General features: G+C 31.0%; 12 protein-coding genes. All 12 read right to left on the reverse strand.

Features of this window, described 5'->3' with window-relative positions:
- Positions 1-26: 26 nt before the first annotated feature.
- Positions 27-551: a hypothetical protein gene (locus BUC11_RS06760; RefSeq protein ID WP_073352908.1), complete on the reverse strand. Its 525-nt coding sequence runs from the start codon at positions 549-551 to the stop codon at positions 27-29.
- A 303-nt stretch (positions 552-854) separates the two neighbouring features.
- Positions 855-1760, reverse strand: a complete 906-nt coding sequence (locus BUC11_RS06765; RefSeq protein ID WP_073352909.1) for a DUF5655 domain-containing protein — start codon at positions 1758-1760, stop codon at positions 855-857.
- 38 nt (positions 1761-1798) lie between these two features.
- The gene (locus BUC11_RS06770; RefSeq protein ID WP_073352910.1) at positions 1799-5065 is read right to left on the reverse strand and encodes a DEAD/DEAH box helicase family protein; all 3267 of its coding nucleotides are present in this window, start codon (positions 5063-5065) and stop codon (positions 1799-1801) included.
- Between the two features lie 2 nt (positions 5066-5067).
- A complete protein-coding gene (gene kwaB, locus BUC11_RS06775; RefSeq protein WP_084129545.1) occupies positions 5068-6009 on the reverse strand; it encodes an anti-phage protein KwaB in 942 nt (313 codons plus the stop codon).
- 259 nt (positions 6010-6268) lie between these two features.
- Positions 6269-7165: an IS3 family transposase gene (locus BUC11_RS06785; RefSeq protein WP_245793798.1), complete on the reverse strand. Its 897-nt coding sequence runs from the start codon at positions 7163-7165 to the stop codon at positions 6269-6271.
- 38 nt (positions 7166-7203) lie between these two features.
- The gene (locus BUC11_RS06790; RefSeq protein WP_073352913.1) at positions 7204-7476 is read right to left on the reverse strand and encodes a transposase; all 273 of its coding nucleotides are present in this window, start codon (positions 7474-7476) and stop codon (positions 7204-7206) included.
- A gap of 58 nt (positions 7477-7534) precedes the next feature.
- Positions 7535-7897: a hypothetical protein gene (locus tag BUC11_RS06795; protein ID WP_139259437.1), complete on the reverse strand. Its 363-nt coding sequence runs from the start codon at positions 7895-7897 to the stop codon at positions 7535-7537.
- Between the two features lie 4 nt (positions 7898-7901).
- Positions 7902-9092, reverse strand: coding sequence for a restriction endonuclease subunit S (locus tag BUC11_RS06800; RefSeq protein ID WP_073352915.1), 1191 nt, complete (start codon positions 9090-9092; stop codon positions 7902-7904).
- A gap of 83 nt (positions 9093-9175) precedes the next feature.
- A complete protein-coding gene (locus BUC11_RS06805; protein WP_084129547.1) occupies positions 9176-11260 on the reverse strand; it encodes an HsdM family class I SAM-dependent methyltransferase in 2085 nt (694 codons plus the stop codon).
- A 127-nt stretch (positions 11261-11387) separates the two neighbouring features.
- A complete protein-coding gene (locus BUC11_RS06810) occupies positions 11388-12641 on the reverse strand; it encodes a type II toxin-antitoxin system HipA family toxin (RefSeq protein WP_073352916.1) in 1254 nt (417 codons plus the stop codon).
- A gap of 13 nt (positions 12642-12654) precedes the next feature.
- Positions 12655-12945 carry a helix-turn-helix domain-containing protein gene (locus BUC11_RS06815; RefSeq protein ID WP_073352917.1) on the reverse strand — a complete coding sequence of 97 codons (291 nt, stop codon included), beginning with the start codon at positions 12943-12945 and terminating at the stop codon, positions 12655-12657.
- A gap of 94 nt (positions 12946-13039) precedes the next feature.
- Positions 13040-15040 carry a conjugal transfer protein MobC gene (mobC, locus tag BUC11_RS06820; protein WP_073352918.1) on the reverse strand — a complete coding sequence of 667 codons (2001 nt, stop codon included), beginning with the start codon at positions 15038-15040 and terminating at the stop codon, positions 13040-13042.
- Positions 15041-15116: the final 76 nt, after the last annotated feature.

The raw sequence follows: 15116 nt of genomic DNA on the forward strand, positions 1-15116 counted from the left end.
CTCTTCTTGTTCTTGACATAATTCTGCTAATTTAAGGTTTTTAATCCTATCTTAAATTCACACAAAAAGTTGTACGTTTTTTGGGGAGCAGCATATATCTCATATCTTTTTTGTAAAATACAAAGTTGAACGCAGTTAAAAGAATGTCCATAATCGCGAATGATCTCCAATTTTGAATAAAAGATATTCGTTTTTTGCGAGTCATCAAAAAAGAACATTTTAAAGAAAGCAGCATCGTTTATAGTTCCTTTTGATACGCTTTCTACATCAAAAGTATACTGTGCTGGAATGAGTGCAAGTCCAGAATGCATCGGTTCTTGAAAATCGGTTGATTTTAATGTGTATTCTTCTCCATCGATCCTTACTTTAAGTTTTTTGGTTCCATTATATGGAAAAATACCATCAAAGTAAAGTTGATAATCAGTCTTCGTTTTCGTGAGAAATGCTTTTTCACCTCCTTTTTCTAGTACAATTTCTTGTTTCTTGAAATTTTCAAATTTTATAATGATTGCTATTTCCTTCGAGAAATCTTTATGTTTAATCTCTTTCATCTTTCACTTATTCTATGAAGCATTAGGCTTACATCTTTTACAATTTCCGGTTTAAAATCACTGTAAAACTTGTAGAGGTTCGAATCCTAGAGGGGTCACGATTTGCTATTTAACTTTTTGAAAATCAATATTTTTAATATTTTACTGGGACGTTTTCGTATCTCAAAATATTAAAAAAAGGTTTTTTTTAAAAAGGAGAATAAGGGTGTGTCATTTTTAGCAGCCAACAAGATGGAAACTACTGATGCAATTATTGTAATGATACTCTCTAAATTCATAATGTAAATATACTACTAATTGCAATTAAATTATAGCCTGTTTCACCAAACTCATAATATATTCTAAAAATATTGTATCTATAACAAAAACTTCATAATCACCATTACCCCAGTGCCCAATTTCAGAAACATCTCTCACTATTTCTTTAGGGTCATCTAATAGCCCTTTCTTCATGTTTATAAATATCCTAATTCCTTTTTTAGTGATTACAATATCTGAAATGTTTTTATTCTTTTTGAATGCGATATATAGTTTTTTAGGAACAATTTCAATATCATCAGCCAAATTCAAAATTGCATTTTTAAAGGTTTCATATAATTCAATTATTTCTTCTGGATATCCTTTTGTATGATCTTCTTCAGTGTATACTTTGATTTCATCCGTTACCGCTTTTATGATACCATTTTGTTGGGTGAGCGGCTTGATGCTTTCAGCTGATTTGGTTTTTTTGATAGGGTTTATGCTTATCAAATCATTTTCATAGCGTTTTATTTCCCATAGTTCAATTGCAATATCTTTGAAGTTGGTGGCTAATCGCTGGTTTTCGGTAAAGCTAGGAGAAACAAAAACAACCCGTGTTTGCGACCAGTCAATTTTACTGCTATGTAATGTTTTTTGAAGGGTTTCGTTGTAACACAATACAAAATCTGCCTTGTTTTCCAGCATTAAACTTAAATAGGTAAATCCTTGATCGACAACACTCACATTTTTATCTCGCTTGTATTCAATAATAATAAAGGCATTTGATTGACTATCATAAGTTAGCGTGTCAATACGTTTTCCTTTTATGCTAAATTCTCTTTTTACCATTTCTAAACCTGTAATTTGAAATAGGTTCTGTTCAAACAACGTTTGTATTTCTTTTTCTAGTTTAAAGGGCTTTTCTTTTAGAGTTGAAAGCTGATGATTATTGAGATGGTAAAGATTCATGATTTTAATTAGTTTATGGTACTCTGTAATATTGGTTATTAAATTAAATTCCTCTCAAAATCATCACATAATTGATTTAGAATATCCTTTGTTTCTCTCTTGAAAAACTCTCCTAAATCTTTATTCATTATGGTATATTTTCGATACAATTTATTAAAGTCTGAATAAATTTCATCTTGTGAGAATGCAGAACCACCATCTCTAATTTTTGCTATTAAGCGTTTACCTATATCGTCCGATTTGATGAAACCAAAAAAGGTATCTATTTTACTTTCAAAATCTACAATCAATTCGGCTATAGCTTCTTCTTCTTGATTTCGTTTTTCAATTACTTTTAAAATATTGTATTTGAATTTGTTTTCGCCGTATTCGCCATTAGGTTCTCCAAGCACCTTTAGTTTTATATCCTTAACTGCATAATCTTGTGGAGCAACAATACCTATTTTGTTATCAAAATATATTTCTACATCATCAATAACTTCATTGTCTTTGTTGATTTGGCTGTAAATAATATTGAACTTACGCCAGAATTGTAAAAATAGTTCTTGGCTATATTTTTTGTCTAGTTCAATTACAAATTCTATTAGATTTAATATTTTGAAATACGCACTAACTATTTTTTTAAGTTTCTTTGCTTCTTTCTTTTGTGTAGTTATAAATCGTGTAAAATCATTATCAATTGCTAAAATGATTTTTATATCTGCATTAGTAGTATTGTATTCTTGAAAGGATTTGAAATTTTTTATAAATAAATCATTCTCTTTTAATTCTTTCAAATAAATTTCTAATTTCTCTTCGTCTCCTAATGGGTCAAAGTCTGAAACTACTACATTACTAAAATGTTCAAAAGCTAATTTGATGTTTTTTACATTTACATTTTTATAAGACAAATCAATAATCTTGCAATCGTTTTTATATTTGGTTGTTCTGTTTACTCTAGAAATAGTTTGAATAGCGTTGATACCTCTAATTTCTTTGTCTAAAAACAAAGTATGTAATTTAGGTTCATCAAATCCAGTTTGCAATTTATCAACTACTATTATTAAACCATTTTTAGCCAATTTAAAATTTTGCAAGACTTGTTTTTCATTCAAGCCATCATTAACACTATTACTAGTTGGATGGTCTTGACTGTCGGAATACACAATATAAATTGGCGCATCTTTGAACCTATCATATTTCTTTTGTTCAACTAATGCTTTGTATTGCTTGTCAATTAATCTTTTGTATTTAATGGCATTTGGAATAGATGATACTGCCAACATTGCTTTAGCTGTTCCTCTAATGTTATGATATACTGTTGTTACTAATCTTTCGGAAATGAATTTTGCAATAGCTTCAATTCGTTGCGGATTGGAATATATTTTCTTTTTACGGATGGCATATTTTTTACCTTCATCATCTATTCCAGTATCGGTATCGTCAGGGATTTCTTCATAACCCATTGACTTTTCAAAACCCTCTAATTCATTTTCGGGAATTTCGAAATACATTTTAGCAGATACCGGCACAATCCCTTTTATTGGATTTAAAATAAAACCATCTTCAATGGCTTCTTTCATAGTATAGCTGTCAAATGGTATCCATATTTTCTCGGCTTCGGCATATTTATTATATTCTCCAAATCGAGCTAATGTATGATCGCTTGGAGTTGCAGTAAAACCAATGATTAAATTCTTCTTGTTAGCTGATGATTGGTATTGTTTGTTATTATCAAAACTACTTTGCAATTCATCAAAAACACTAATCATTTCTTCGTGTTGTGCTCCGCTATTGCTTCTATGGATTTCATCAATTAGAAATGCAATCCTTAATTTTGAAAGCTTTGTAGTAACCTCATCATCAAGAATATCTTTAACCGTTGCAAATTTTTGAACATTTACTACAATTACTCTTTTATCACTACTTAAAGCAGTCATAAAACTTTTTTTATCTGAAGCTTCTAGAAACATTCCTTTTTGAATATTCATATTATGAAGCATTGTATCTAATTGGTCACGAAGTTGTAACCTATCTACAACCAACATTACTTTATCGTAAACATAGTTGCCTTCTTTGCGATAATCTTTTAATTGTAATGCTGTCCAACCAATAATGTTACTTTTTCCAAATCCTGCTGCATATTGCAATAATAATGAATAGACATTTTTATTGTTTTGATACTTTAACCTTTTTGCAATTAGTTCTTTTATTTGGGTTTCTCCAATACCTTTTGCTTTTAACTCTTTTTCGAGTTTGGTAATAAAATAATCAGGTTCGCTTTCGTGTTCTAAAAACTCATTGATTTTATTTATTATTTTATCTGTTCCGAACTTTTGCTTTGGTCTTGGACTTATTAATCTCCCATCATTGTGCTTATATTCTTTTACGTTACTACCTTCTTTTTTAACTAATTCACGCTCAATAAAATTGTAATAAAGAATTTCTTTCTCAATCATTTTTTTATCATACAATGCCTTAAAAACCTCTTCAAACTTATGTAGTTTATCGGCTTCTTTGTTTAAAAGCGGATAAGGTTTAAAATCTTTTAAAATCTTCTTATTGTAATTTTCAAAATCATAATCTCCAGTAACAACTGTTGCTTTTATTTCTTCAAATTGATTGGAAATATTTCTGATAACGTAGGTTTCATTTATATCTGTTGAAGTGATGTGAATTGCTTTTTCAAATATTTTTAGGAAATCTTTTTTGATACTTTGAGATAAATCATTACCATCGGCAATTTGTAAATATTCTTGAACTGCTGAAAGGTAATCTTTAGCTACTTTTTTTCTGCCGTTGGTTTTAGCATTTTGATTGTTCCAATTGCTTTTTAGTTCACTATACCCAAGAAAAATACCATTAAGAAAAAAGGATAAATCAGGACGAAAAGAGAAACGAGGTTTACCATCATATTTGAATGTATAAGGCAACTCCTGAACTATTGAAAATATATTCTCGTCAAACAATTTATCTTCGTGGGTTTCGCTTCCGCTTGGATAAAACAAATGCAACTTTATTCCCTCGAAAGTAACTGACTTATTGGTATTAATAAATAAAGCCATATTCATTGACGACTTTACTTTTTCGTCAAGAAACAAAGTAATAGCATTCATTAACTCCTTTTCGTTATTGGAAAATTTGCGTAACAATTTTTTATAATTGTCTTTGTTTAATGACGTTTCAGAAATAAACTGCTTTAAATCTTCGTTAATAAAGAATTGAGCTGAAACCGTATTGGCTTTAGCTTCTTTGTATTGTAAACCATCTGGACGCTCACAAAAAAAGTGTACTAAATATTTGTCTTGTAAATCGAGTTCGTTCATTTTTATAATTTATCTTTTGCAGGAGTCACATAATCATAATCGGTTAATTGAGAATGAAGAAAATCATCATTCATCAATCGTAAAAAGAAATTTTGAGATTTTTTTGTGTCTAAAAGTATTTTTGTACCATCTTGAGAATAGCGAAACTCGTGTCCTAACGTTAGATGTCCTCTAACAAAATTCATAATAGTTTCTTTTGGAAGTTGAAAGACTGGAGAAGTAGTTGAAATTTTAGATAATTTTCTAGCAAAAGCAACATCATTTATTCTTTCACTTAAAACTTCAATGTTTTCAAGAATTTGTAAAGCACTTATGTTCTCTATTGATGCTGTTGCTTCATTAATTATTATATTTCTAAACTCGTAGTGGCGTTCTAGTATGTCTATATTATTTATATAAATAACAGCTTCTATTTTTAAAACATCTATTTTACCATCAATTCTTAAAAATTCCTCGTCAATGCTTGTAAATTGTGTTTCATGACCTTTTATTAGATAGATTTTTCCTTGCTTAAAGAGATTTACCGACATTTGTTTTCTATAAAATAAAACATTGTTTGCATGGTCACCAAAATAAACAAAATATCCTTCCAAGTCCGCTAATTCATCCAAGTCAAAAGAGAAGTATGGTATTTGATTTTGAGGATTAGTTATTTCCTCAAAAAAATTAAATACTCCTGGTGTTTCTTCTAAATCATATTTATAAAAAGCATGAATTCTATCGTCCGCAGCAGATAAATTAAGTAGGGCTAAATCTTCATTTTGAATAATTGAATTTAAAGAATTTTTATATGAACTTATTATTGTAGTTTTAACGTTCTCAATAATATTTGCTCTTTTCAAAACATAATTATTTTCTGCCTTCAAAAGAAAATATACATTAATTCCAATCCCTTCCATTTCGCAAATGGAGTGTAACTTCTCTTTAATCTCTTCTAAATTCATACTTTATATTTTTTTAGTGAAATATACTTTTTCGGAAATCATTAAATATTTAACTTTATCTCCTTCCTTAATTTTATCCTTTGTAATAAATATACTGCACGAAAGTAAAGAATTGTTTGTTTCAGCTCTGTAAATATGAAACCCCAATAATGCAAAAGAGGGATTTGAATAAAATAATTCTGTTTTAATAAAAATTGCTCCCATTATTATGTTTTGACCCCTATAAAACAAGAGTACTATTTTAAATTTCGATTTTTAATTAAGCGGTTAATTTTTTCATTTCTATTAGATGTTTATCCGAGTTCCATTTCTCCATTGGAGTGATTCTTCCTAGGAGTCCATGAAGTCTTTCATTGTTATAAAAAGAGACAAATCGTTTTAATATCTGCTGAACCTCTCCAAAAGTTCGATAATCGAACCTGGAAAACACTTCCTTCTTCAAGATTCCATGATAGGCTTCTATATGAGCATTTTCTTCAGGTGTTGCGACATGGGTAAATTCTTGTTGAACACCTATTAACCCTAAATATTCACGGACGCTTTTAGCTATAAATTGACTTCCATTATCACTTCTAATAACAACGCTTTCAGGGTAGTTATATTCGTCAAAAAGTTGGGATAGTAATTCTATAACGTGTTTTTGCTTTATGTTGAAAGAAAAATAATCCTTTAAAATTCGTCGTGTATGAACATCAATTACAGATAATAAATATGCATTTTTACCAACATTTGGCACCCATACCATTTTAATATCCATTTCTAAACATTGCAATGGTCTAGAAGTATAAACTTTCCTAAATTTCACAAACTTACGTCCAGAACCACTTCTGTTAATTCTATTCTCGAGTTTTAAAAGTCCTTCTTCTTTCATAATTCGGTACAGTTTTTTATGATTTATTTGGTAGCCATCTCTATTTAGATACTTGGTAATCAACCGATAACCACAATCTATAAATTCATGTTTTAAGATTTTTTTAATAGATTTTACAACATCTAATTGACTAACAAAACCATTTTTATGATGAAATGTTACTGCCGTAGGATGATTGCCTTTCTTACCAAAATTTGGTTTTCTATAATAACTACTGCTAATTATACCAACCATCTTTATTATCTTAGCCTTGCTACATTTATGCTTTTGATAAATAGAGTTCACTAAATCTTTCTTGGATCGGATGTCCCAAACTTTTTTTTTTAAAGCTCCCTTTGTACCTCTAATTCTATTTCTTTATTGCTCAGTAGCTTGCGTAGAATCCGATTTTCCTCTTCTGCATCTTTCAGCTCTTTGCTTTTAGTGTCATAGGTGACTTTTAAGCCAGCCTCGCCTTTGTGTTCGTACTTCTTCTTCCAGTTATATAAACTTGCCGTACTCACGCCAAACTTACGGCATGCTTCTACAATACCAGTATCCTCTGAAGCAGCTAGTATTTCTAGCTTCTGAGCTAAAGTCCATTTCTTGTATTTCATATCTCAAATATATAATTTTGAAATTTAAAATAACACTCCGAACTATTAAGGGGCTAAACTATATTACTAGTAATACTGTCAACAAAATCAATCCCCTAATAGTTTTAAAATCAAAAGAAATTAGTGATATAATGGTCATCAACAATGCAAAATATTCATAATTTATATTTTCAATTTTTAAAATCTCAACAGGAATATCCAAATCTCCTTTTAACTTATTTTTAAATTGATAATAGAATAAACCACCTAATAGAAGAAAAATAAAACCTCCAAAAGCAATGCAGTTTGAAATAGTTATTAAACTTGAAAATTGCACTAATTTGAATTCTTTAGCAAAAGAAAATGGAATATCTACCGTTACTATAATTAGTAAAAGGAAAAAAATCCAAAACGACATTATAAATAGTTTGATTTTATTCATCAGTTTAATTTACTTTTATTTTACCTGTTACGGCATCATTTATTAATGTTTTACGTAATTCTTTCAGCGTTTGAATTTGTGTATTGATATTTGAAACTATTTTATCAATTGTTTGGGTTTTGGTATCTAAATATTTGGCAATTTCTGTTTGTTCCCTTAAAGGTGGAAACGGACAAGGAAAATTATTTAAGATATGAGGATTTAAATGTGGTATTCCCATTCCTGTTGGTATTTGTTTCAAAACATATTCAATATTATCTCTTAAATGAAAGAAATATTTAGATGATAAACTTTTATGAAAATCAAACTTTGCAATTGTAGAAGAAATGAAACCTTTTTTTGCTTTCAAAATTTCGCCAACTCCAGCACCATCCCAAATAATAATAATATCTTTTTCATCGGCTAACAAAGATTTATCAGACGAATAACAAAAATTATTAAACGTGACAGTATCATTTCTTAAATAATCTAATGAAAGATTTGGCAAACTATTCTCAAAATGCTCATCAAAGAAATCAAGATTTTTTCCTTTAATTGTTTTAGCAATATTTTTCAATCTCTTCACTTCCCAATGTTCCGGAATTTGACCAATCCAATCAATGCCGCTATCTTTCAACTTTACATCTTTATCTAAACCTTTGCAAACGGTTTCGTTAATAATGCTTTTTCTATATTCTTTGTAGTAATTGGCTTTTTGCGTCAGTAGGTTTATTTTTTTGTCAATGGCTTGGGTTTTGGTATTAAGAAAATTAACTATTTGACTTTGCTCTTTAATTTTTGGAAAATAAATAAATAAATTTTTAACAGCATCTTGATTTATATTTGGATCTTTTCTCGCACCATCTGCAAAAATTTTCCAACTACTTCTGAAGAATTTTAAGAAATATAAAAAGTATTCCGAATTCAATTTATTACTTGGTAAAATTGCACATACAGACTGATTAATAGTTGAAGCTTTTTTTAAAATACTGTTTTTCCCAATCGTTCCAAAACCACCATACATTGCAACTAAAATAGTGTTTATTGGTAAAAATGACACATTACATTCTTCTACAGCAATATCTGTAATTTTATATTCAACTTCAAATAATTCTCCATCATTTAAATCTGTAGTCCTAACCCAATTATGTATACCTTTCGAATAATATTTTTTTGTTTGACTGTGAGGAGTTGTACCTGACTTTGTTTTAGCCAAATCTTTTACCCTTTTAACTTCCCAATCGTTTGGAATATCACCTAACCAATTTATTTCTGATGATTTCTATTTGTCGTACTTAATCATATTGCTAATTCTTTTTCAAGGTTAGCTAAATCATTTTCTAATTCCATTAAATCGGCAGAAATTTCAATAATATTTCTTAACACCTCTGGCTTGTAGAAAACTTTATTGAAATTAATTTCAACGCCAATACTATTTTCTAAATATTCAAATGGTTTGGTTACATATTTTGCCATAAAATCGGCAATGTATTTTTGGTTTGTCTCCTCAATTGGGCTATATGGAATTACCTCATAATCTTTTTGCAAGTCTTTTGTGAGTTCAGCAGTTACCAAAATATGTTCTGCTTTGGTTTTAGTTGCTTTTTTATAAGAAGATTTAATAACTATTTTACCATTACCTAAAAAGCTCTCCTTTTGCTTTTTGTCTTTTACAACAATACTTTCTTTGTTATTATCATAGGTAAATGAATTGCCTTGATTGTCAAATAATATAAAGGCATCATCTTTATACTCAATACTGTTTACAAGAGCTTTATAATGATTTTCAAAATAATCTGATAAGCTTGAATAGGCTGTTTTATCAAATTCGGTTATTTCGGTAGTGTTTATGGCTTTCATTCCATTTTCTTTGAAACTATCCAAAACCGCAATAGTTTTTACATCAATTTTAATGCTCTTTTCCTCTTTTACTTCGCCATCTTTAGATACTTTGTTTGGCATTTCAATAGCATTACCAAAATCATCAACATTGGTAAGAATTATGCTTTGCTTGTTATAATAAAAGTACCATTTATCAAATACTTTACTAAACTCATTTGGTTTAAATTCAGTTAGCGCTTTTACAATGTCTAATCTATTTTCAACGCTCATTTCCTTACGCTTTTTACCTTTACTTTTCTTTAAAGGCACAAACAGATCGGCTGCATTAATTAGCATTACTTTGTCTTTTCTTTCGGCTACTTTATTTTTATTGAAAATCCACAAATAAGTATAAATTCCAGTATTGAAAAATTCATCTGTTGGCATTTGAATTATAGCCTCAACCCAATCATTATCAAAAATATATTTTCTAATATTGCTTTCACCACTTTTGGCATCGCCACTAAACAAAGCAGAACCATTATGCACTACAACACCTAAACCTGTATCAGATAATTGAAAAAGGTTGTGTTGTGCAAATAAAAGTTGCCCGTCTGATATTGCCGGTAATGCTACAAAACGTTCTGTTGTGTCATTGTAAATATCTTTTTTATAACCATCCCACGGAATACCGTGAGGTGGATTTGCAACTATGATATCAAAACGTTTTTCAATAAATGAAATATTGGTTAATGTATTTCCATAACGAATATCACTATCGTTTCTAAAACGACTTTCAATTTTAGCTAAAGCAAATAAACTATCACTCCAATCTTCGCCAAATGTTTTAGTTGGTCTTTTGTATTTTTCTTTAATTTTATCTTCAACTCCAAAAAGTAGATTTCCTCCGCCACACGTAGGATCATAAATCGTTAAAAAGCTATCGTTGTCCTCAATTTTTGAGAGAATAATATCTGTAATAAGCCAAATAATATCATCTGGCGTATATTGTTCTCCAGCCGTTTCAGCAGAAATATCAGCCCATTTTCTTTTAATGTGTTCTTCTAAAGTTGTAATTTCAGAATTATTGAATGGCGTTAAATCAATCTCACTCCAAGTTTGAACTGTTTCAAATAAAATACGTTTCTTTTTTAACTGTCCACTAATACCCGAAATATCCAAAAACTTTTCCTCTTCAGTTCCTTTATCAACTCCTAATAAATATTTTGTTTCTGGGTCAAATGCTTTTAAATAAGCGTGAAAATCAACATCAAAAGCTTTATCATTTTTACAAATGTCTTTTAGCGTTTTATTTTTTCTGATTACAAAATCGTTATATCCTAGACCTTCTAATTGAAACATTTCTATAAAATCTTCAATATCAATATCTCCAATTTCTTCTTTCAGTCTTTTAGCTTCTCTTACTAATCTACTTTCTACCATTAGAAGAGCGAAAAAAGGCATCATAAATTTTGGGAAATCACTTTGTTTTATACCTGATGCAATTAATAAATTTGCTGTTTTCCAAATATCACTTTCGTATTTTAGTATGTTTATGCTCATTCTTTTTTATTGGATTATTTAATGTTAAAACTTTATGCCAATGGTAAAAAGCTTCTATTTTTATCAATTGCCGAAATTAATAAATAAGCCTTACAAATTGGGGGAATTGAGTTTATATATTTTAAATTTAGGGTATAATAAAAGCTTTTTCCATCAATTCCTGTTCACTTCTTGGAATCCCTATTTCTTTAGCTATCATTTTCCAGTTGCTTGTAACTTGTGTAACTTCTTGAATAATGTCATCCATTTGCAAAGAGTTCAGTCTAAAATATGCACCGACACTTATAGCTAATTCAAAATCTAATACATTATTATCCATATCAATATTTAAGGCCAAACCATCTTTGTCAATTGACGGGTTTAGGTCATAAGCAGGGGAGAGGATCCAACCTTCTTTGGTCAATATAAATCCGTGGTTACGCAAATGATCATCAGTGTTTGAAATAGCGATGTTAAAGATTATTCTGCGCCATAATTGTTGGAGGTTTTCTTGGACGTTCGCACCATGATTGCTTATGAATTCGGCAATATCTAAATAACTTGCAGGATTGTCCTTTATGGTATTTTCGTTGTTGCCTGTCATGGTCATAGCGGAAGCGAAATGAATTCTTGTCCCGTTTTCTCTATCGAAGCGTTTGGTGAAAAAGGTGTTGTGGTTGCCCATGATTTTTTCGATTCTAGAGGGAGCCATGTCAATACCAGCATTGATTGCTAGTTGATAGGCTAGAAACTCCCAAGCTCCTTTATCAATAGTATCCGTTTTGGAAGGGAATTTGGCAATCCAAAGGCTTTTGTCATTGTCTAAAATATTGGCTTTAGGTCTTGCTCCACCTAATGAAGAACCAGGAGCCATTAATACCGTTAACCATTTATTGACTTCTTCGTTGTCGTTATCATTCTCGAAAATGGACGCTGCATTTTGTAGTTCTCGAATGGAAGACCATGGTGGTGTTGAAGTTGTTTTGTTATTGTCTAAGAAATCTCCATTTGGGTCGGTTTTAAATCGTAACGCTCCCATACGACTTTCGTCATACACGCCTAAAAGAAAATCAATATCATAAAGTGTTTTTGGTTTTTCATTATGTTCTCTAGCTTGTTGGGCTTCGCGACGTTTCATTAAAGTTCGTCCCCATGTATCAGGCATACTATCTAAAAAAATACCGAAGTTTTCTTTTTGGTTTGGGTATTGTGGACCACCGTATAATTGGATGTCCGGATCCAAAAGAAATTTATGTTCTGTTTTAAGCCAATTTTTATCGTATTCAAAACTAAATGCTTTTTTTCCTTTGGCTTGTTGCGCAGATAAGATACCTATTAATTTAGGTTCCTGCATTTCTTGCCAATGGGCATAAACGTAGATATCGGTTTTAGATGGAAACATATTTTGTGTTTTATTATTTTAACAGGTCAAGGTCTTGGAGTTTTCTTCCTAGTTCATCATCCGCGGCTAATTTTAAAAAATCATCTTGTAAGCCTAATACCCTGAGGACATTGAAATAAGCACCTATTGCCACACTAGAATTTCCTTTTTCTATTTGATATAACGTAGTTCTAGCAATATCGGCTCTTTCAGAAACTTGTATGGCGGTTAGTTTTCTTCTTTTTCGAGCTAATTTAATATTCTCACCCATTTGCTCTAAAAGGAGTTGGTGTTTAGGGAAGACAATTTGTTTCTTTACGCTCATTTCAGTAAATGTTCATTAATATGAACAAAAATAGCAAATATGTACATAATAACAAACATTATGTATTGAATTCTATAATTCACGTTTTACTATTTCAACCCTCCTGCACCAAATGCTGTAAATCAGGATCATTTTTAATACGATCCAATTCACTTTCGATAATTAAAACAATATCCCGTTTTATCTGTTTGTAATTAGCTTCAATTTCGATCTTCATATTGTCTTGTCCGTTTTCGTCAGTGAAAGATAAAATCTCGGGAATTTTTTTATAGGCCTTGGTTTCATAAGCTACTTTTTCGTTATCGACTACAATTTCCGAATGGAAAATTTTCTGTTCGATGCGTTCGTCAAAGTTGTCGGAAACTGCTCCCACGAACATCCCTTGGGTAAGCGTGGAGATTTTGGAAGCTGGAATCAAGCTGTCTAATTGAGTGGATATCGAAGTTGATTTGTCATTTCGATTGATCGTTAGACTCTGGCGTTTCTGCAATACTTTTCCAAAGCGTTCTGATAAGCTTTTGGCTGTTTCTCCCACAACCTGGCCACTGAATATATTGCCTACGGTATTTTGGATTACCTTACTTTCTTTGTCACCGTAATCACGTGTTAATTGCGAATAATCTTGAAATCCTAAGCAAACCGCTACTTTATTACTTCTAGCGGTAGCTATTAAATTATCTAATCCTCTGAAGTAAATTGTTGGCAACTCATCAATGATAACTGAGCTTTTTAATTTTCCTTTCTTATTTATCAGTTTTATGATTCTCGAATTGTACAAACCCAGTGCCGCCGAATAAATATTTTGACGATCTGGATTATTACCAACGCATAGAATTTTAGGCTCTTTAGGATTGTTAATGTCCAACGAAAAATCATCTCCGGTCATAACCCAATAGAGTTGGGGCGAAATCATTCGTGACAACGGAATTTTTGCGGAAGCAATTTGTCCCTGTAACTGATCCTGCGCGCCACCTTGCCAAGCATCCATAAACGGCGAAAGATAGTTTTCGAGATCAGGGTAGGAAGTAAGGATGGTAAATACTTCAACATATTTCTTGTTCAGTAATTCAATAGCATGCGGAAAGGTACAGTACTTTCCACTATCATAAATTTTCAGAAACCAGATTATGGCGGCCAGCAAAATAATCGGAGATTCCACAAAGAAATCGCCCTGTTTTTGTATCCAACTGCGGTTAAGGTTCAACATAATGGTATAAGCCGATTCATAAGCATCTGATATGTCAGTCATGAAATCTGGACTGATGGGATTACAGCGGTGGCTTCTGCTAGGATTATCAAAGTTGATAATATAGAATTTTGGTTTAACAGTATACTTATCGCTATGTTTTAATAAGTGATTGTATGCAATTGTCGAAAGATCATCGAATTTGAAATCGTAGATGTACATCGAAAATCCTTTTTCTATATGCTGCTTGATGTAGTTGTTTATGATGGCATAACTTTTTCCAGAACCTGGTGTTCCCAAAACAATGGAGGCTCGGAAAGGATTTACAACGTTTATCCATCCTTCATTCCATTTTCCTTTGTAGTAGAATTTGGTTGGCAAGTTAACAGAATATTCATTTTGCATTAATGTAGTTTCTTGCATAAAGCTTTCATTCTCATTATTAAAAACGTCATCCATAAGATTGGTACGCAGTAGGCGGCTAATCCATACACCAGCTACCATTAACGAAATATAACCCGCTGAAGTAGTCAAGATGTACAAGGAGATAGCGATTGCAGCAGGCAACTTCAACAAAGGTGTATTGAGAAAGAAAAGTATAAATCCAATGATTAAGGCACTGTATATTTTTGTCCAACTAATTTTTTCGTTTTTTACTCCTTTTGTTCCCAAACAGCTTAAAGCTAACAACACCAGAGCAAAAATCTTTGTGTATAGGGTGTGAGAGAACAGGCTTGCTGTTCGTTGGAAATTGCCAAGTATTTTATTGATGATTTCTAGCGTCCAACCTTTTTCTAAGAAAAAACTATAGCAAAACCAGTAAAAGTGCATCAATAATAATAGGATGCTTACCGCACGCATGAAAGCCATTATTTTGGCGAGTCCTCTTAAATCGTCTTCTCCTTGCATAGTAGAAATATTTAAAATATAACGAGCGAAAGTAGATCGAGCGTAAAGGAATATAGTTGAATTGGCTTTTGTTGTC

Origin of the sequence: Flavobacterium xanthum (assembly GCF_900142695.1) — a bacterium.
Classification (GTDB): Bacteria; Bacteroidota; Bacteroidia; order Flavobacteriales; family Flavobacteriaceae; genus Flavobacterium; species Flavobacterium xanthum.